18 protein-coding genes are annotated in these 17,741 nt (G+C 71.2%); 15 read left to right on the top strand and 3 right to left on the bottom strand.

Annotated elements, in window-relative coordinates; all coding sequences use genetic code 11:
* Positions 1–9 precede the first annotated feature (9 nt).
* Positions 10–1,266 carry a serine hydroxymethyltransferase gene (gene glyA, locus OH735_RS26580; RefSeq protein ID WP_406384152.1) on the top strand — a complete coding sequence of 419 codons (1,257 nt, stop codon included), beginning with the start codon at positions 10–12 and terminating at the stop codon, positions 1,264–1,266.
* A 190-nt stretch (positions 1,267–1,456) separates the two neighbouring features.
* On the top strand, positions 1,457–2,839 hold the full coding sequence (locus tag OH735_RS26575) for an L-serine ammonia-lyase (RefSeq protein WP_406384151.1): 1,383 nt from the start codon (positions 1,457–1,459) through the stop codon (positions 2,837–2,839).
* Positions 2,840–3,349: 510 nt separating this feature from the next.
* Here OH735_RS26575 and paaK read toward each other — a convergent pair.
* On the bottom strand, positions 3,350–4,699 hold the full coding sequence (paaK, locus tag OH735_RS26570) for a phenylacetate--CoA ligase PaaK (protein WP_406384150.1): 1,350 nt from the start codon (positions 4,697–4,699) through the stop codon (positions 3,350–3,352).
* Between the two features lie 2 nt (positions 4,700–4,701).
* The gene (gene paaI / locus OH735_RS26565; protein WP_406386747.1) at positions 4,702–5,079 is read right to left on the bottom strand and encodes a hydroxyphenylacetyl-CoA thioesterase PaaI; all 378 of its coding nucleotides are present in this window, start codon (positions 5,077–5,079) and stop codon (positions 4,702–4,704) included.
* A 196-nt stretch (positions 5,080–5,275) separates the two neighbouring features.
* Between paaI and paaN the strand changes: the two genes are divergently transcribed.
* The 13 genes from paaN to OH735_RS26500 all read left to right on the top strand — a co-directional run bounded on the left by paaN (position 5,276) and on the right by OH735_RS26500 (position 17,109).
* Positions 5,276–7,027 (top strand): phenylacetic acid degradation protein PaaN, encoded by a 1,752-nt coding sequence (paaN, locus tag OH735_RS26560; protein WP_406384149.1) that lies wholly within the window; start codon positions 5,276–5,278, stop codon positions 7,025–7,027.
* Positions 7,020–8,252: a thiolase family protein gene (locus OH735_RS26555; protein ID WP_406384148.1), complete on the top strand. Its 1,233-nt coding sequence runs from the start codon at positions 7,020–7,022 to the stop codon at positions 8,250–8,252. The genes paaN and OH735_RS26555 overlap by 8 nt, the downstream gene beginning before the upstream one ends.
* Positions 8,249–9,043: an enoyl-CoA hydratase/isomerase family protein gene (locus tag OH735_RS26550; protein WP_406384147.1), complete on the top strand. Its 795-nt coding sequence runs from the start codon at positions 8,249–8,251 to the stop codon at positions 9,041–9,043. Before OH735_RS26555 ends, OH735_RS26550 begins: the two co-directional genes overlap by 4 nt.
* Positions 9,040–9,969, top strand: a complete 930-nt coding sequence (locus tag OH735_RS26545; protein WP_406384145.1) for a 3-hydroxyacyl-CoA dehydrogenase family protein — start codon at positions 9,040–9,042, stop codon at positions 9,967–9,969. Before OH735_RS26550 ends, OH735_RS26545 begins: the two co-directional genes overlap by 4 nt.
* Complete coding sequence (locus OH735_RS26540) at positions 9,960–10,226, top strand: hypothetical protein (protein WP_406384144.1); 267 nt, start codon at positions 9,960–9,962, stop codon at positions 10,224–10,226. Before OH735_RS26545 ends, OH735_RS26540 begins: the two co-directional genes overlap by 10 nt.
* 143 nt (positions 10,227–10,369) lie before the next feature.
* Positions 10,370–11,350 (top strand): 1,2-phenylacetyl-CoA epoxidase subunit PaaA, encoded by a 981-nt coding sequence (gene paaA / locus OH735_RS26535; RefSeq protein WP_406384143.1) that lies wholly within the window; start codon positions 10,370–10,372, stop codon positions 11,348–11,350.
* Complete coding sequence (paaB, locus tag OH735_RS26530) at positions 11,347–11,640, top strand: 1,2-phenylacetyl-CoA epoxidase subunit PaaB (RefSeq protein ID WP_127829793.1); 294 nt, start codon at positions 11,347–11,349, stop codon at positions 11,638–11,640. The genes paaA and paaB overlap by 4 nt, the downstream gene beginning before the upstream one ends.
* Before the next feature lie 17 nt (positions 11,641–11,657).
* Positions 11,658–12,533, top strand: a complete 876-nt coding sequence (gene paaC / locus OH735_RS26525; RefSeq protein WP_406384142.1) for a 1,2-phenylacetyl-CoA epoxidase subunit PaaC — start codon at positions 11,658–11,660, stop codon at positions 12,531–12,533.
* A 2-nt stretch (positions 12,534–12,535) separates the two neighbouring features.
* Positions 12,536–13,042 carry a 1,2-phenylacetyl-CoA epoxidase subunit PaaD gene (paaD, locus tag OH735_RS26520; RefSeq protein WP_406384141.1) on the top strand — a complete coding sequence of 169 codons (507 nt, stop codon included), beginning with the start codon at positions 12,536–12,538 and terminating at the stop codon, positions 13,040–13,042.
* Positions 13,042–14,217: a 1,2-phenylacetyl-CoA epoxidase subunit PaaE gene (paaE, locus tag OH735_RS26515; RefSeq protein WP_406384140.1), complete on the top strand. Its 1,176-nt coding sequence runs from the start codon at positions 13,042–13,044 to the stop codon at positions 14,215–14,217. The genes paaD and paaE overlap by 1 nt, the downstream gene beginning before the upstream one ends.
* A 526-nt stretch (positions 14,218–14,743) precedes the next feature.
* The gene (locus tag OH735_RS26510; RefSeq protein WP_406384139.1) at positions 14,744–15,004 is read left to right on the top strand and encodes a hypothetical protein; all 261 of its coding nucleotides are present in this window, start codon (positions 14,744–14,746) and stop codon (positions 15,002–15,004) included.
* 252 nt (positions 15,005–15,256) lie between these two features.
* Positions 15,257–16,378, top strand: coding sequence for a hypothetical protein (locus tag OH735_RS26505; RefSeq protein ID WP_406384138.1), 1,122 nt, complete (start codon positions 15,257–15,259; stop codon positions 16,376–16,378).
* A gap of 92 nt (positions 16,379–16,470) precedes the next feature.
* Entirely contained in the window at positions 16,471–17,109 is a 639-nt protein-coding gene (locus OH735_RS26500; protein WP_406384137.1) for a GNAT family N-acetyltransferase, read from the top strand.
* A 12-nt stretch (positions 17,110–17,121) separates the two neighbouring features.
* Here the strand turns inward: OH735_RS26500 and OH735_RS26495 are convergent, their stop codons facing one another.
* Positions 17,122–17,730, bottom strand: a complete 609-nt coding sequence (locus OH735_RS26495) for an ADP-ribosyltransferase (protein WP_406386745.1) — start codon at positions 17,728–17,730, stop codon at positions 17,122–17,124.
* Positions 17,731–17,741: the final 11 nt, after the last annotated feature.

Below are 17,741 nucleotides of genomic sequence, written 5' to 3'. Positions count from 1 at the left end.
GACCACCTGATGTCGCTTCTCAACTCCTCCCTCCACGAGCTGGACCCGGACGTCGCCGCCGCTGTCGACGCCGAGCTCCACCGTCAGCAGTCCACCCTCGAAATGATCGCCTCGGAGAACTTCGCTCCGGTCGCGGTCATGGAGGCCCAGGGCTCCGTCCTCACCAACAAGTACGCCGAGGGCTACCCCGGCCGCCGCTACTACGGCGGCTGTGAGCACGTCGACGTCGTCGAGCAGATCGCCATCGACCGCATCAAGGCGCTGTTCGGCGCCGAGGCCGCGAACGTCCAGCCGCACTCCGGTGCGCAGGCCAACGCCGCCGCGATGTTCGCGCTGCTGAAGCCCGGCGACACGATCATGGGCCTGAACCTCGCCCACGGCGGTCACCTGACCCACGGCATGAAGATCAACTTCTCCGGCAAGCTCTACAACGTGGTCCCGTACCACGTCGACGAGACCGGCGTCGTGGACATGGCCGAGGTCGAGCGCCTGGCCAAGGAGTCCAAGCCGAAGCTGATCGTCGCCGGCTGGTCCGCGTACCCCCGTCAGCTGGACTTCGCCGCCTTCCGCCGCATCGCGGACGAGGTCGGCGCGTACCTGATGGTCGACATGGCGCACTTCGCGGGCCTGGTGGCCGCGGGTCTGCACCCCAACCCGGTGCCGTACGCCCATGTCGTCACGACCACCACGCACAAGACCCTCGGCGGTCCGCGCGGTGGCGTCATCCTGTCGACGCAGGAGCTGGCCAAGAAGATCAACTCGGCGGTCTTCCCGGGCCAGCAGGGTGGTCCGCTGGAGCACGTGATCGCGGCCAAGGCGGTCTCGTTCAAGGTCGCGGCGACGGACGAGTTCAAGGAGCGCCAGCAGCGCACCCTGGACGGCGCCCGCATCCTCGCCGAGCGCCTGGTCCAGCCGGACGTCACCGAGGTCGGTGTCTCCGTGCTGTCCGGCGGTACGGACGTCCACCTGGTCCTCGTCGACCTGCGCAACTCCGAGCTGGACGGCCAGCAGGCCGAGGACCGGCTGCACGAGCTGGGCATCACGGTCAACCGGAACGCCATTCCGAACGACCCGCGGCCGCCGATGGTCACCTCGGGTCTGCGGATCGGTACGCCGGCCCTGGCCACCCGCGGTTTCCAGGCCGAGGACTTCACCGAGGTCGCGGACATCATCGCGTCGGCCCTCAAGCCGTCCTACGACGCGGACGCCCTGAAGGCCCGCGTCGTCGCGCTGGCCGAGAAGTTCCCGCTGTACCCCGGCCTGTAGTAGTCCGGGACGAGGGGCGTCCCCCGGAGTAATACGGGACACACTTCGTCATCTTCCGGGCGGGGCACCGCGCACACTGGGCAGTGAGCGCGGTGCCCCATCCCTTGCCCCACTGCTCTTCGGGCCGACCGGTCCGTACGGCACCACCCGGCAGACAACGGCGTCTACCAACCCTTATGAGGAGTCACCCGTGGCCATCTCGGTCTTCGACCTGTTCTCGATCGGCATCGGCCCGTCCAGCTCCCATACGGTCGGCCCGATGCGCGCCGCCCGCATGTTCGCGCGCCGGCTGAAGAACGAGGGCCTGATCGCCCACACCGTCTCCATACGCGCGGAGCTGTACGGCTCCCTCGGTGCGACCGGTCACGGCCACGGCACCCCCAAGGCGGTCCTGCTCGGCCTGGAGGGCGAGTCGCCCCGTACGGTCGACGTGGAGTCCGCCGACGACCGGGTGGAGCACATCCGTACCACCGGCCGGATCAATCTGCTCGGCATGCACGAGATCGACTTCGACGCCGACGAGCAGCTGGTCCTGCACCGCCGCAAGGCCCTCCCGTACCACGCCAACGGCATGACGATCTTCGCCTTCGACCGTGAGGGCGCCACGCTGCTGGAGAAGACCTACTACTCCGTCGGCGGCGGCTTCGTGGTCGACGAGGACGCGGTGGGAGAGGACCGGATCGTCCTCGACGACACCGTCCTGAAGCACCCCTTCCGCACCGGCGACGAACTGCTGCGGCTCGCTCAGGACACCGGCCTGTCCATCTCCTCTCTGATGCTGGAGAACGAGAAGGCCTGGCGCACCGAGGACGAGATCCGCTCGGGTCTGCTGGACATCTGGCGCGTCATGCAGGCCTGTGTCTCGCGCGGCATGTCCCGCGAGGGCATCCTGCCCGGCGGCCTCAAGGTCCGCCGCCGCGCCGCGAACACCGCCCGCCAGCTGCGCGCCGAGGGCGACCCCCAGACCCACGCGATGGAGTGGATCACCCTCTACGCGATGGCGGTCAACGAGGAGAACGCGGCGGGTGGCCGGGTCGTCACCGCCCCCACCAACGGCGCCGCGGGCATCATCCCGGCCGTGCTGCACTACTACATGAACTTCGCGGCCGGCGGCGCCACCGAGGCGGAGAAGGAGGACAGCGTGGTCCGCTTCCTCCTCGCCGCCGGAGCCATCGGCATGCTCTTCAAGGAGAACGCCTCCATCTCCGGCGCCGAGGTCGGCTGCCAGGGCGAGGTCGGCTCCGCCTGCTCGATGGCCGCGGGCGCCCTCGCCGAGGTCCTGGGCGGCACCCCCGAGCAGGTCGAGAACGCGGCCGAGATCGGCATGGAACACAACCTCGGCCTGACCTGCGACCCGGTCGGCGGTCTCGTCCAGATCCCGTGCATCGAACGCAACGGCATGGCCGCCGTCAAGGCCGTCACGGCAGCGAAGATGGCGCTGCGCGGCGACGGCAGCCACAAGGTCTCCCTGGACAAGGTCATCAAGACCATGAAGGAGACGGGCGCGGACATGAGCGTGAAGTACAAGGAGACGGCGCGGGGCGGGCTGGCCGTCAACATCATCGAGTGCTGACGCTGTAGGCCCTGACCAGCGATTTTCCATCTTTCAGCGCTGTCAGGGCCTTCCTTTCCTGCACAGCGAAAAGTCCCTCACAGCGAAAAGTCTCCGGAATCGCCCCGGAACAGACCGCCGACGGCCGTGCCCGCCACCGGTGAGTCCATCCGGCCACGGCAGGGCTGCGGCCGGATGCCGCGAACCGGCTGTCGCCGACGGCGGAACCGGCCCGGCCGGGCCGCCGAAACCTGCCAAGTGTCCCTCGCCCGCGCATCGTTCCTGATACGGGCGTGACACGTCGACGACAGCCCCCTGGCCCGGCGCGGGCGCCCCCGCGTTCCGGCCGGGTTGCCCGGCCCCGGCGCTGTGGCACGACGCATCGCCGGTACCCGTCGCCGACCGGGCTCCGGCCTCGTGCCGGAGTCAGTCCCGGTCCGGCGTCGGACTCAGCCCCGGTCCGGCGTCGGAGCCCGGTCCGGTGTCGGACTCAGGCCCGGTCCGGCGTCGGAGCCCGGTCCGGTGTCGGACTCAGGCCCGGTCCCGGTTGTCGACGATGCGCTTGATCTTGCCGATCGAGCGCATCAGGGTCTCCGGGTCCACGATGTCGACCGCGACGCTGACGCCGACGCCGTCCTTGACGCCCTTGGCGATCTCCGCGGCGGCTGCCGCACGCTGCCCGGCACCGGCGTCGGCGCGTGCCTCGACCCGTACGGTCAGGTGGTCCATGCGACCACGACGGCTCAGCTCCAGCTGGAAGTGCGGGGCGACGCCGGCGGTGCCGAGCACGATCTCCTCGATCTGGCTGGGGAAGAGGTTCACCCCGCGCAGGATGATCATGTCGTCGCAGCGTCCGGTGACCTTCTGCATCCGGCGGAAGGGCGCCCGGGCCGTGCCGGGCAGCAGCCGGGTCAGGTCCCGGGTGCGGTAGCGGATGATCGGCAGCGCCTCCTTGGTGAGGGAGGTGAACGTCAGTTCGCCCTCTTCCCCGTCGGGTAGCGCCTCGCCGGTGAGGGGGTCGACGACCTCGGGGAAGAAGTGGTCCTCCCAGATGTGCAGCCCGTCCTTGGTCTCCACGCACTCCTGGGCGACGCCGGGGCCAATGACCTCGGAGAGCCCGTAGATGTCGACGGCGTGGATGTCCATGCGTTCTTCGATCTCCCGGCGCATCGCCTCGGTCCACGGCTCGGCGCCGAAGATGCCGACCTGCAGCGAGGTGCTGCGCGGGTCGATGCCCTGCCGTTCGAACTCGTCCAGCAGCGTGAGCATGTAGGAAGGGGTGACGAGGATGATCTCGGGCTGGAAGTCCTGGATGATCTGCACCTGCCGGGCGGTCATGCCGCCGGAGGCGGGGATGACCGTGCAACCGGCCCGCTCGGCTCCGTAGTGGGCGCCAAGACCGCCGGTGAACAGGCCGTATCCGTAGGAGTTGTGCACCTTGTGGCCGGGTCGGCCGCCCGCGGCGCGGATCGAGCGGGCGAAGACATCGGCCCACATCGACAGGTCGTTGTCGGTGTAGCCGACGACGGTGGGGCGGCCGGTGGTGCCGCTGGAGGCGTGGATGCGGCGGACGTCCGCCATGGGGACGGCGAACATCCCGAAGGGGTAGGTGTCGCGCAAGTCCGCCTTGGTGGTGAACGGGAAGCGCGCGAGGTCCTCCAAGGTGCGGCAGTCCTCGGGCCGTATCCCGGCCTCGTCGAACTTCTTCCGGTACAGCTCGACGTTGTCGTAGGCGTGCCGGAGCGTGGCCTGGAGGCGGGTGAGCTGCTGCTCCCTGAGCTCCTCGCTGCTCATCCGCTCACCGGCGTCCCGGAGCTCCCCGGGGAGTGGGGGGCCCAGCCGCTGTCCAGCGCCGGCCGAGGCCATCAGGTTGCTGCCCATCGTCATTCCTCCACACTTCGGATCACGCGGCTTCGCCCCCGGAATTCCGCGATGACTTCCTCGCCCCGCCGGACGCTCACGTCGTAGATTCCGCTCCGGCCGTAGGTGGTGCGTTCCTCGGCCCGCGCCCGCAGGACGTCGCCTTCCGCGGCGGGCGCCACGAAGGTGATGTCCGCGCCCGCGGCCACGGTCACCGGGCCGTAGCTGTTGCAGGCGCAGGCGAAGGCCGTGTCGGCGAGCAGGAAGACGTAGCCGCCGTGGGCGATGCCGTGTCCGTTGACCATGGTCTCGCGCACGGTCATCCGTAGTTCCGCCGTACCCTCGCCGGCTTCCAGCAGTTCGATGCCCAGCCGCTGGGACGCCTCGTCGGCGGCGAACATCTCCTGCGCGGGACCGGCCTTCGGCGGCTCCTCCTGCTCCTGTGCCGGTGCCGGTGCCGGTCCACCCGTCACCTGTCCGGAATCGGAGATTTCCACAGTCTATCGACCACCCTTGCTGCCCGACCGAACATTCGGTTAGCGTTGCGACACGGTTAAACAATCAGCATCTGAAGTGCCTGTCAAGAGGTGGAATGTCTTGTCCGAGACCCCCAGCGAGCGCCCCGACTTCTTCGCCCGCCACCAGAACCTGATGGAACAGGCGGTCGCCGCCGCGGGCGAGCGCGACCACTGGTCGGCGTACGCGGAATCCCCCAGTCCCAAGGTGTACGGCGCCGAGGCGGCGCCCGAGGGCGAGACCGCCTTCCGTGCCCGGCTGGACGCTGCCTTCGAGCTCCCCGGCCACCCACGGAGCGGGACGGTCTCCCCGGGCGAGTACTCCCCGTACGGCTTCCGCCTGGGGATCGACTATCCGCAGGTGACGCCCGAGGAAGCGGTGGCCGCGGCGAAGGCGGCCGCCCCGTCGTGGCGCGCGGCCACCGCCGACGAGCGCGCGGGGGTCGCCGCCGAGATCCTGGCCCGGCTCAATGCCGCGAGCTTCGAGATCGCGCACGCCGTGCAACACACCACGGGGCAGCCGTTCGTGATGGCCTTCCAGGCCGGCGGCCCGCACGCCCAGGACCGCGGCCTGGAGGCCGTGGCGTACGCCTGGGCCGAGCAGAAGAAGCTCCCGGCGACCGCTCGTTGGACCAAGCCGCAGCGCAAGGGCGATGCGCTGGTGATGGAGAAGACCTTCACGCCGGTCGGCCGCGGCATCAACCTCCTCGTCGCCTGCAACACCTTCCCCACCTGGAACGGCTACCCGGGCCTGTTCGCCGGCCTGGTCACCGGCAATCCGGTCGTCGTCAAGCCGCACCCGGGCGCCGTTCTGCCGCTCGCCATCACGGTCCGCATCGCCCGTGAGGTGCTGGCCGAGGCCGGTTTCGACCCGGACGTGGTGATCCTCGCGGCCGAGGGCGCCGGGCAGCGCACCGCCACCGAGCTGGCCGTGCACCCCGATGTACGGGTCGTGGACTTCACCGGCTCCAAGGAGTTCGGCAACTGGCTGGAGGACAACGCCCGCCAGGCCGTCGTCTACACCGAGAAGGCCGGGCTGAACACCGTCGTCCTGGATTCCACCGACAACTACCAGGGCCTGCTGCGCAACCTCGCCTTCTCGCTGTCCCTCTACAGCGGCCAGATGTGCACCACCCCGCAGAATCTCCTGATCGCCCGGGACGGGATCCGTACGGACCAGGGCCCGCGTGCGGCGGCCGAGTTCGCCGATGATCTCGCGGGCGCGCTGGACAAGCTGCTCGGCGATCCGCAGCGGGCCGCCGGCACGCTCGGCGCGATCGTCAGCGCCTCGGTGAGCGAGCGGCTGGACGAGGCGGCGGGCCTGGGCAAGCCCGTCCACCCCTCGCAGGCCCTGGAGCACCCCGAGTATGCGGGCGCCACGATGCGCACGCCGCAGGTCGCGCTGCTGGACGTGGCGGATGCGGACAGCCGGGAGATCTTCACCCGCGAGTGGTTCGGCCCCATCTCCTTCGTGATCGCCACCGACTCCACCGAACACAGTCTGCGGCTGTTCACCGATACGGTCCGCGCCCACGGCGCGCTGACCTCGACGGTGCACGCCACCGGCGAGGACGTCCTCGCGGCCGCCCGGTCCGCGGCCCTGGAGGCCGGCGTGCATCTCTCGGAGAACCTGACCGGTGAGGTGTTCTCCAACCAGACCGCCGCGTTCAGCGACTTCCACGGCAGCGCCGCCAACGCGGCCGCCTCCGCGACGCTCACCGACTCGGCGTTCGTCACGGGCCGCTTCGACGTCCTGCAGTCGCGCCGGCACATCGCCGCCACCCCCGCCGCAGTCGCCGAGCCCACCACCCGCGAGGAGAATTCCCGTGCCTGACAAGGTTCTTGACGAGGTCTATCTCGTCGACGGTGCCCGCACGCCGCAGGGCCGCTACGGCGGCGCGCTGGCCTCTGTACGCCCCGACGACCTGGCCGCACTGGTGGTCGGGGAGGCCGTGCGCCGCAGCGGTGCCCCGGCCGAGGCGATCGACGAGGTCATCCTGGGCGCGGCCAATCAGGCCGGCGAGGACAACCGCGACGTCGCGCGCATGGCCGTGCTGCTCGCCGGCCTGCCGCACTCCGTGCCCGGTTACACCGTCAACCGGCTGTGCGCGTCCGGCCTGACCGCGGTCGCCTCGGCCGTGCAGGCCATCCGTGGCGGAGAGGCCGAGCTGGTCGTGGCCGGCGGCGTGGAGTCGATGACCCGCGCCCCCTGGGTGATGGCCAAGCCCGGCACCCCCTGGGCCCGACCGGGCGAGGTGCACGACACCTCGCTGGGCTGGCGCTTCACCAACCCGCGCTTCGCCGCGGCCGACCGCGACGTGGTCGGAGCGGGCCCGGCGACCGCCAGGACGACGCTCTCGATGGGCGAGACGGCTGAGGAGGTCGCCGCCCTGGACGGCATCACCCGCGCCGAGTCCGACGCCTTCGCGCTCCGCAGCCACGAGCGGGCCGTCGCCGCGCAGCAGGCAGGCCACTTCGACCAGGAGATCGTGCCGGTGCCCGTCAAGGACGGCGAGGTGACCCGCGACGAGGGCCCCCGTCCCGGCACCACCCTGGAGAAGCTCGGCTCCCTACGCACGGTCTTCCGCAAGGACGGCATCGTCACCGCCGGCTCCGCCTCCCCTCTGTCCGACGGCGCGGCCGCACTGGTCGTCGCGAGCGCGGCGGCCGTCGAGCGGTACGGCCTCACGCCCCGGGCCCGGGTGATCACCTCCGCCTCCGCCGGTGTCCAGCCCAACCTCATGGGCCTGGGCCCCGTACCGGCGACGGAAAAGGCACTGGCCCGCGTGGGCTGGAAGGCCTCCGAGCTGGACGCCGTCGAGCTGAACGAAGCCTTCGCGGCCCAGGCGCTCGCGGTCACCCGCCGGCTCGGCCTGGACATGAACAGGGTCAACGTGGACGGCGGCGCCATCGCGCTCGGCCATCCGCTCGGCTGCTCCGGCGCCCGCATCCTGCTGACCCTGATGGGCCGCCTGGAGCGCGAGGACGCCCGCAAGGGCCTGGCCACCCTGTGCGTCGGAGTCGGCCAGGGCGTCGCGATGCTGGTGGAGCGGGTATGAGCCCGACGGCGTCCACGGGGACGCACGAGAAGAACGGCGCGGCGGGCGCGGCGTACAAAACGCTGCTCGTCGAGGAGCGCGCCGACCGGGTCGTGGTGACCCTGCACCGCCCCGAGGCCCGCAACGCCATCAGCGGGCAGATGATCGACGAACTGCACTCCGTCTGCGACGCGCTGGAGCGCGACCCCAGACTGCTGCTGCTCACCGGGCACGGCGGGGTCTTCGCGGGCGGCGCCGACATCGCCGAACTGCTGCGCCGCGGCCGGGAGGACGCCCTGCGGGGTATCAACAGCCGGCTGTTCGAGCGGGTGCGGCGGCTGCCGATGCCGACCGTCGCCGCGGTGGACGGCTGGGCGCTGGGCGGCGGCGCCGAGCTGTCGTACGCCTGCGACATCAGGATCGCCGGACCCGACGCGGTCTTCGGTAATCCGGAGCCGGGCCTCGGCATCCTCGCCGCGGCCGGCGCCTCCTGGCGGCTGCCGGAGCTGGTCGGCGAGTCCGTGGCCAAGCAGGTGCTGCTGGCCGGGCGCACCCTCGATGCGGCAGCAGCGCTCGCCACCGGACTGGTCATGGAGGTCGTGCCGGCGGACGAACTGACCGAGCGGGCCCATGCGTTGCTGGACCGGATGGCGCGTTCCTCGGCGACCGCGCTGCGGCTGACCAAGCTCGTGGTCGACGCGCCCGGAGCGCATCCGGTCGCCGACGACCTCGCGCAGGCCGTGCTGTTCGAAGGACAGGACAAGAAGGACCGGATGACACGGTTCCTGGAGAAGAAGGCGAGCCGATCATGAGTTCCCCGGCGCACGACAGCGGCCCGGGCGCCGCTGCGGAGTCCGCCCCCGCGGCCCGTACGGAGGCCGCCGCGCAGGCCGCCCCGGAGTCCGTCGCGGTGATCGGCGGTGGGCGGATGGGCGCGGGCATCGCGCAATCCTTCGCCGCCGTCGGCTCGCGGGTCACCGTGGTCGAGAGCGGCGCCGAGGCCGCGGCGGCCGCACTGGAGCGCGTGGCCCGCGGCCTGGCGCGGGCGGCCGAGCGCGGCAAGCTGACGGAGTCCGCCGACGCGGTGCTCGCCCGGGTCGGCACGGTCGCGTCCGTGCAGGAGCTGCCCGCCGGGATCCGGCTCGTCGTCGAGGCCGTCTCGGAGGACGCAGCGCTCAAGGCCCGGCTGCTGGCCGCCGCCGAGCAAGCCGTCGATGAGGACACCGTGCTGGCCACCAACACCAGTTCGCTGTCGGTCACGGAGCTGGGCACCGTGCTCCGGCACCCCGGCCGCTTCCTGGGCATGCACTTCTTCAACCCCGTGCCGGCCTCCACCCTGGTCGAGCTGATCGTCGCGCCCGGCACGTCCGATACGACCCTGAAGTCCGCGCTGGCCTGGACACACGCCCTGGGCAAGACGGACGTCGTGGTCAAGGATTCCCCCGGCTTCGCCAGTAGCCGGCTGGGCCTGGCGCTCGGCCTGGAGGCCATCCGGATGGTCGAGGAGGGCGTCGCCGAGCCGGCTGCGATCGACGCGGCGATGAGCCTGGGCTACAAGCACCCGATGGGCCCGCTGCGCCTGACCGACCTGGTCGGCCTCGACGTACGGCTGGCCATCGCGGAACATCTGCACGCCACGCTCGGCGAGCGGTTCGCCCCGCCCGCGCTGCTGCGCGAGAAGGTCGCCCGCGGCGAGCTGGGCCGCAAGAGCGGGAAGGGCTTCTACACATGGGACTGACCGAGGCCCCGAAGACGCCGGACGAGTCCTGCAGGGGCGCGGAAGCCTGTACGGAAGCCCGTACGAGAACCGGCGCGGAAGCCCGTACGGGAACCGGCGCGGAGCACGGCGTGGAGTACCGCCTGCAGGACGGCGTGGCCGTGATCGAGCTGGGGCGTGAGGCGGCGGCGCAGACCGCACTCGGTGCGACGCACGACCACCGGGCAGCCGTGCGCTCCTTCCTGGACCGCGCCGAGCCCGTCTTCGAGGGGCGCTGAGCGCCGCCGTAGCCCCCTCGGGTGCCGCGGCGGCACCGCTCTCGCCGCCGCGGCTGTCAACGGATTCACGGCCGCCTCTTGCCACAGACGCCGAAGTACACGAGACTAGGATCGACCGAACGTTCGGTCGGGGAAGGATGGTCATGCCAAGCTCTGCATCCCCGTCGCCAGACGGCACCGACGAGCGCTTCCAGGAGCACTTCGACCGCACCATCGCCAAGGACCAGCGGGTCGAGCCCCGCGACTGGATGCCGGAGGGATACCGCAGGACGCTGGTCCGGCAGATCGCGCAGCACGCCCACTCGGAGATCATCGGTATGCAGCCGGAGGGCGACTGGATCACGCGTGCGCCGTCCCTGCGCCGCAAGGCGATCCTGTTCGCGAAGGTGCAGGACGAGGCGGGGCACGGGCTGTATCTGTACTCGGCGGCCGAGACTCTCGGTGCGGACCGGGAGGATCTGGTCGAGCGGCTGATCTCCGGCCGCCAGAAGTACTCCTCGATCTTCAATTACCCGACTCCGACCTTCGCCGACGTCGGGGTCATCGGCTGGTTCGTCGACGGCGCGGCGATCTGCAACCAGGTGCCGCTGTGCCGCAGTTCGTACGGTCCGTACGCGCGGGCCATGGTGCGGGTGTGCAAGGAGGAGTCCTTCCATCAGCGCCAGGGCTACGAACTGCTCATGACGATGATGCGCGGCACCGAGGAGCAGCGGGCGATGGTGCAGGACGCGGTCGACCGCTGGTGGTGGCCCTCGCTGATGATGTTCGGTCCGCCGGACGACGACTCCCCCAACTCCGCCCAGTCGATGGCCTGGCGCATCAAGCGGCACTCCAACGACGAGCTGCGGCAGAAGTTCGTCGACATGACCGTTCCGCAGGCCGAGAAGCTGGGCGTCACGCTCCCCGACCCCGAACTGCGGTGGAACGAGGAGCGCGGCCATCACGACTTCGGTACGCCGGACTTCGCCGAGCTGATGCGCGTCATCAAGGGCGACGGTCCGTGCAACGCCGAGCGGATCGGCCGGCGCCGCGCGGCGCACGAAGAAGGCGCCTGGGTGCGCGAAGCAGCGGCGGCGCATGCGGCCAAGCAGGCCCGCCGGGAAGAGACGGAGCACGCCGCATGAGCGGGACGAACGGCCAGTGGCCCCTGTACGAGATATTCGTGCGGAGCAAGCGCGGACTCAACCATGTGCACGTCGGCTCGCTGCGCGCCGCCGACGACCGGATGGCGCTCACCCACGCCCGCGACCTCTACACCCGCCGCAACGAAGGCGTCAGCATCTGGGCGATGCGCAGCGACGGCATCGCCGCCTCCACCCCCGACGAGAAGGACCCCTTCTTCGAGCCCAGCGGCGACAAGATCTACCGCCACCCGACGTTCTACGACATCCCCGCGGATGTCCCACACATCTAGTCGGACCAGGAGCAGACATGAGTGACGATCACGTGTACCTGTCCCTGGCCGGGGCCGGGGCCGGGGCCGAGGGTGCGGACGGTGATGCGCGCTGGGCCTTCGGCACCGGCTTCGCCGACCCGCTGCACGGTGTGGCGACCACGCTGCCCGAGGGCGTCGACGGCCAGGCACTGGCGGCCTGCTGCACGGCGCTGGGCGATGACGCGCTGGTCAGCGCGCAGCGGCTGGCGCAGTGGTGCACCCGCGCGCCGGAGCTGGAGGAGGAGGTCGCGCTCGCCAACATCGGCCTCGATCTGCTCGGGCAGGCCCGCCTGCTGTACTCCCGGGCCGGCCAGGCCGACGGCAGCGGTCGGGACGAGGACGCGTATGCCTACTTCCGCGATGCGGATGAGTTCCGCAGCGTGCGCCTGGCCGAACTCCCGGGCGGGGACTTCGCGTTCTGCGTCGGTCGGCTCCTGGTGCAGTCCGCCTGGCGGCTCGCCCTGTTCGAGCAGCTGACCGACTGTGCGGACCCGGTACTGGCCGCGGTGGCCGCCAAGGGCGTCAAGGAGCTGGCGTACCACCGTCAGTACGCCGCCGAGTGGGTCGTCCGGCTCGGCGACGGCACCGAGGAGTCGCACCGGCGCATACAGGCAGCCTGGGACGCACTGGCGCCCTGGCTCGGGGAGTTGTACGAAGACGGGGTCGCGGAGAGCTTCGGTGTCTCGCCGCGGCCGGTGGCCGCAGCGACGCGTACGGTGCTGGCGCAGGTGGCCGGGGCCGCCGGGCTGACGGACTCCCCGACAGCCCCGGTTCCCGGTTCCGGCCGCGCCGGCGACCGCACGGAGCACCTGGAGCCGCTGCTGGCCGAGCTCCAGATCGTGGCCCGCGCCCACCCGGAAGCCACGTGGTGACGATGGCCGGGACCCTGAGCGCGGAGCAGGTCGCCGCGCAGGTGGTCGACCCGGAGCTGCCCATGCTCACCCTGGCGGAGCTGGGTGTGCTGCGCGCCGTGGAGACCGGCGCGGACGGCTCGGTGACCGCCACCCTCACCCCCACGTACTCCGGGTGTCCAGCGATGGCGGAGATGCGGGCCGACCTGGCGGCGCGCCTGGAGTCGGCCGGGTTCACCGACGTCCGCATAGAGACGGTCCTCCACCCGCCGTGGACGACGGACTGGATCTCCGCGGAGGGCCGCCGCAAGCTCACCGAGCACGGCATCGCGCCGCCCGGTCCGGCCCCGCGGCACCGGGGCGGCGGCCCGCTGCCCCTGGTGCTGTCGCCGACCCGGCGGGCCGTGCCCTGCCCGTACTGCGGCTCGGCCGACACCGAGGAGACATCCCGCTTCGGCGCCACCTCCTGCCGGGCCCTGCGCCGCTGCCGCAGCTGTCTGGAACCGTACGAGCAGGTCAAGGAGATCTGATGACCGCCCCCACCACCACCTCCTCCGCCGCCACCGTCTCCGCCCCCAACATCTCTGCCCCCACCGCCTCCGCCCCCACCGTCTCCGCTGCCCCAGCGACGGGCCGGACCCGCCGTCGCCCGGCGTTCCACACGCTGCGGATCGCCGCGGTCGAGCCGCTGACCGAGGACTCCGCCGCGGTCACCTTCGACATCCCGGCCGAGCTGGCCGAGGCGTTCGCGTTCGCGCCCGGCCAGTCCCTGACGCTGCGCCGCGAGATCGAGGGCCGCGACGAGCGCCGCTCGTACTCCATCTGCTCGCCGGTGGGCAGCGGCCCGCGGATCGGCGTACGCGCGGTCCCCGGCGGCCTCTTCTCCTCCTGGCTGGTCAACGACGTACGCCCGGGAGAGGAGGTCGAAGTGATGGTCCCCACCGGCCTGTTCACCCCCGACCTCAGCGAACCCGGCCACCACGTCCTGATCGCCGCCGGCTCCGGCATCACCCCGATGCTGTCCATCGCCGCCTCGGTCCTGGCCGCCGACGACCGCTCCCGCGTCACCCTCTTCTACGGAAACCGGCGCACCAGCACGGTGATGTTCGCCGACGAACTGGCCGACCTCAAGGACCAGTACCCGACCCGCTTCCAGCTCGGGCACGTCCTCTCCCGCGAGCCGCGCGAGGCCGAGATGCTCTCCGGCCGCCTGGACGCCGACCGCCTCGCCGCCCTCATCGGCTCGCTGATCGACATCGGCGACGCCGACCACTGGTGGCTGTGCGGTCCGCACGGCATGGTCCGTGACGCGCAGGGCGTCCTCGACGGCCTCGGGGTGCCCGAGGGCCATATCCACCAGGAGCTGTTCTTCGCGGACGACGAACCGATACGGGAGGTGCAGCATGCGGAGGCCCCCGCGGACGGCCCCGTCAGCGAGGTGACCATCAGCCTCGACGGCCGCACGACCACCACCCCGCTGCCCCGCCACCGCAGCATCCTGGAGGGCGCCCAGCAGGCCCGCCCCGACGTGCCGTTCGCCTGCAAGGGCGGCGTCTGCGGCACCTGCCGCGCGCTGGTCTGCGACGGCGAGGCCGAGATGCGCCGCAACTTCGCGCTGGAGCAGTCCGAGGTCGACGCGGGCTATGTCCTCACCTGCCAGACCTTCGCCGTATCCGACTCTCTGACCGTCGACTTCGACAGCTGAGACCGGGTACCCGGTACCCGGTACCCGGTACCCGAGATTCGAGATTCGAGATTCGATCACTGAGAGAGGCCATGCGCGTCCATTTCGAGGCCGCCGACGGCGTCGGGACCATCCGTCTGTACCGCCGCCGATGAGCGCGCTGGACATCGCCACCCAGGACGCCCACACCGGCATGCGCAGCTTCGCCGAGGAGGGCCCGGGGAAGGCCACATTCCGCTGAACACCCCCGCTGCGGGCGGCCGGCGCGGGCAGACGACTCAGGCCGACCGCCGGCCGCTTCGTGCGAGGTCGGTCCACGAGGCGGCCATGCCTGTCCACGGGGCTCGGGCACTCCTCGCCGGAGATCACGCTCGACCACTACGCCCACTTCATGCCCGGCGCTGGTCGGCACACAGGCTTGTCATTGTCCGGCTCTGCTTGGATGATCGGCGGAGGTGGGGTCAGTGCCCGGCGCGGGGCGCGGACGCTCAGGAACGGACGGGAAAAGCCTATGGAGTGGGTCGTTGGAAGTGGCGTGCTCGGGGGCTTGCTGCTGATCGCCCTGGGCACGGCGTCGATACGCACCGGCTGGACATTGCCCGGGGTGGGCCGCCACGTCACCCGACCCTCGATCTACGGCCTGGGAGCACTGTTCGTGGGCGCGCCCTGCGTAATACAGGGTCTGTTCTACTTCCGAATCGTGCCGACTCCGTCTTGGGAGATCCATTTCTTCGGCGCGAACGCCCTACTGCTCTCGGGGCTGGTCCTCATGGGACTCGGTCAGATGCTGCCGTCGCGCCGTTCGTAGTCCTTCCTCGTTGCGTTCGGACGCGGTTGCCTTCGGACTCGGTTGCCTTCGGTGCGGCAGCGCTCTTCAGTCGTCCGCGCGCCATGGTCTGCGCAATGAGGCACATTCATACACTTTGGATCGAATTGCAATTCGAGTAGCTGTACGAATGCTCACCGTGCTACGTTCCCGCACCTCCGGCGGACGGCTGTCCCGGGCCGGCCTGCTCCGCGCTGCCCGACTGCCGTCCTTCATCCACCACTTGGAGGTTTCATGTCAGGACGGCAACTGCCTGTCCCCCGTCGTACCGCTCTGAGCCGCGGAACGGTCACCGCCGTCGCGGCGTTCGCCCTCGCTGTCGGATCCGTGACCGCGCTCGCACCGGAGGCCCGTGCCGCGAGCCCTGCGACAGCCGCTGCCGCGGGCGGAGTCGAAGTCGTCCAGTACGTACAGGACTCGCTCTACGCTGCCGGGGACACCGGCTATCTGCACCGCAGGGCCGCCACGGACGGTTCACCGGGGCCGTACGTCTGGCGCGGCTACGACGGCAGCGAGCAGACGCTCGACACCCTCACCGGCGCGCTCCCCGGTGAGTACGGCTACTACGGTGCCGGTACGGACGTTCTGCGGGTCTCCGCGGCCACCAGTGGTGTGGTGCAACTGCGTGATCTGGCGACCGGCGTGACCAGTGACGTCACCCTGCCCGACGGGCAGTACCTCGTCGGCGTCTTCGGCTCCGCAGTGATCACCCAGGAGTACAACGAGGTCTGGCAGCCCGCCCGCCTGCACGTCCTGCGGACCACGGACGGCTGGACAACCGTCACCGACATCCCGGTCGAAGCGCCGGAAAGCCAGTTCTTCCACACCCAGCCGCTGCTGGCCGGCGACCACCGCACAGCGCTCATCCGGCTGCGGCACGCGAACGACATCGGGGTGCTCGATCTCGCGACCGGCAGCCTCACCACCCTCGCCACCCACGCGCGCGTCGACGAGCCGCTCCACCTCCAGGCCGCGCTCTCGCCGACGCACCTCGCGGTGTACGAGGAGGGCACGAGCGAGGCTCGTGTCGTACAGCGCGACGACGCGGCCGGGGCGCAGACCGTGGTGCCCGTGCCTCGATACGGGACCGACACCCCGTTCGTGGGCCTGGCCGGGGAGTGGCTGCTGACCGCCTACCGCCCGGCGCCCGGCACCTCGACGGGCCCCGGCGGTCCGCTCGTCGCCACCCCGTTGCAGGGCGGCAACACCCGTACGCTGCTGCCTTCCGCGGGTCCGCAGATCGCGCAGGTCCCGGGCGGTGGAGCCGTCGCCGTCGGTCCCTCGCCGGACGGCAGTTGGGGCGCGCAGCGCATCGTCGTGAGCGCGAGCGGAAAGCCGACGGTCCAGCCGCTGTAGCCGCGACGCCCGGCCGCGTCGGCCGGTCGTCGATCATGGGTGGGGGTCCGCCGCCCGGCGGGCCCCCGGTCCGGATTGGGGACGGGACACCGATGGATGACGCACTGGCACGGATCCTGACGGCCGCCGCGTACGGCAGGTTTCCCCCGCCGGACGGGACGACGACCGTGGTGGGGCAGCCCAATGCCCGGGACGCGGGGGTGCTGGCGTTCACCGCGCACTCGGTGGTGTTCACCGACGAGGATCCGCGATGGGTGCGGGCCGTGCTGGCCGCCACCCCCGGCGACGCGCTCGCCGCGACGATGAATCCGTACTTCCTGGGCGCGCTGCTGGCCCGGAGCGGCCGCCACATGAACACCATCGATCTGCTGACGGTCGCGGCCGCGCTGCCGGGCGAGCCGGAGATCGAGCTCAGTGAGATCGAGGACCCGGAGCATCCCCGGGTGGCGCGGGCGATGAAGTACCGCGACGAGGTGCGGGTCTGGTCCGCCGCCGGCGGAGTGGTGATCCTGGGCCGGGGAGTCGCGGGGCGCTGGGAGACGGCGATCGAGGTGGCCGAGGAGGCGCGCGGCCGGCGGCTGGGCGAACGGCTGGCGCGGGCGGCCCGGCATCTGGTGCCGGACTCGGTGGTGTGGGCCCAGCAGTCGCCGGGGAACGCCCGCAGTGTGCGGACGTTCCAGGCGGCGGGCTACCGGCCGGTGGGCTCGGAGGCCCTGTTCGTCGCGGGGTGAGGGTTCAGCGGATCAGCTGCGCCACGGCTTGTAGTGCGGGTTGTCGACGCACTTGTTCATGATCTCGGTCTTGGTCGCCTGGTCGATGGGGCATGCCCCGACGATGAACGTGCGGTCGACGCCGCCGGGGAAGGCGACCTCCACCTGGTCGGCGTACTTGTGGGTGTCACCGATCGTCTTGTTCACGTCGATGCCGCCGGGAGCGTCGATGTAGTAGTTGAACTCGCTCTTCCACCGCTTGTACAGGTCGTGGTCGTACGTGGTGGAGACGAACGGCGAGTCCTGGTTGACCAGGACGTACTTCTCCAGGTCGTACTGGCCGTAGACGATGTCCCTGGCGTGGAAGCCCTCGTCGAAGATGGTCTGCGGGCCCCGGCCGTCCGCCCGGTAGAGCTGACGGCAGTTGTCCCGCCAGGAGGGGCGCGGGGCGATCCGGCGGATGTCCACCGGGTCGGCGGCGGCGAAGAGATCGTCGGCGACGACCGGGCAGCCACCGGGCTTGAACGCGGCGGCCTCGGGAGCGGCGGCCGGGGCGGCCTCGGTGGCGGCGGCCGGGACGAGTACGGCGGAGAAGGCGATAACGGCGACCGCGGCCCGACGCCGCAGACGAGAAGTGATCATCATGATGGTCA

Source organism: Streptomyces sp. NBC_01618, assembly GCF_045209435.1.
Taxonomy (GTDB): domain Bacteria; phylum Actinomycetota; class Actinomycetes; order Streptomycetales; family Streptomycetaceae; genus Streptomyces.
This window is presented reverse-complemented; position numbering and strand designations above follow the sequence as displayed.

Excerpts from the sequence above, each read along its gene's own strand:
- glyA (WP_406384152.1), top strand. The coding sequence starts at position 10 with ATGTCGCTTCTCAACTCCTCCCTCCACGAGCTGGACCCGGACGTCGCC.
- OH735_RS26495 (WP_406386745.1), bottom strand. The coding sequence starts at position 17,730 with ATGATCACTTCTCGTCTGCGGCGTCGGGCCGCGGTCGCCGTTATCGCC.
- paaD (WP_406384141.1), top strand. The coding sequence starts at position 12,536 with ATGGCCGGGACCCTGAGCGCGGAGCAGGTCGCCGCGCAGGTGGTCGAC.
- paaC (WP_406384142.1), top strand. The coding sequence starts at position 11,658 with ATGAGTGACGATCACGTGTACCTGTCCCTGGCCGGGGCCGGGGCCGGG.
- OH735_RS26505 (WP_406384138.1), top strand. The coding sequence starts at position 15,257 with ATGTCAGGACGGCAACTGCCTGTCCCCCGTCGTACCGCTCTGAGCCGC.
- paaE (WP_406384140.1), top strand. The coding sequence starts at position 13,042 with ATGACCGCCCCCACCACCACCTCCTCCGCCGCCACCGTCTCCGCCCCC.
- OH735_RS26500 (WP_406384137.1), top strand. The coding sequence starts at position 16,471 with ATGGATGACGCACTGGCACGGATCCTGACGGCCGCCGCGTACGGCAGG.
- OH735_RS26540 (WP_406384144.1), top strand. The coding sequence starts at position 9,960 with ATGGGACTGACCGAGGCCCCGAAGACGCCGGACGAGTCCTGCAGGGGC.
- OH735_RS26545 (WP_406384145.1), top strand. The coding sequence starts at position 9,040 with ATGAGTTCCCCGGCGCACGACAGCGGCCCGGGCGCCGCTGCGGAGTCC.
- paaB (WP_127829793.1), top strand. The coding sequence starts at position 11,347 with ATGAGCGGGACGAACGGCCAGTGGCCCCTGTACGAGATATTCGTGCGG.
- paaK (WP_406384150.1), bottom strand. The coding sequence starts at position 4,699 with ATGGGCAGCAACCTGATGGCCTCGGCCGGCGCTGGACAGCGGCTGGGC.
- OH735_RS26550 (WP_406384147.1), top strand. The coding sequence starts at position 8,249 with ATGAGCCCGACGGCGTCCACGGGGACGCACGAGAAGAACGGCGCGGCG.
- paaA (WP_406384143.1), top strand. The coding sequence starts at position 10,370 with ATGCCAAGCTCTGCATCCCCGTCGCCAGACGGCACCGACGAGCGCTTC.
- paaI (WP_406386747.1), bottom strand. The coding sequence starts at position 5,079 with ATGTTCGCCGCCGACGAGGCGTCCCAGCGGCTGGGCATCGAACTGCTG.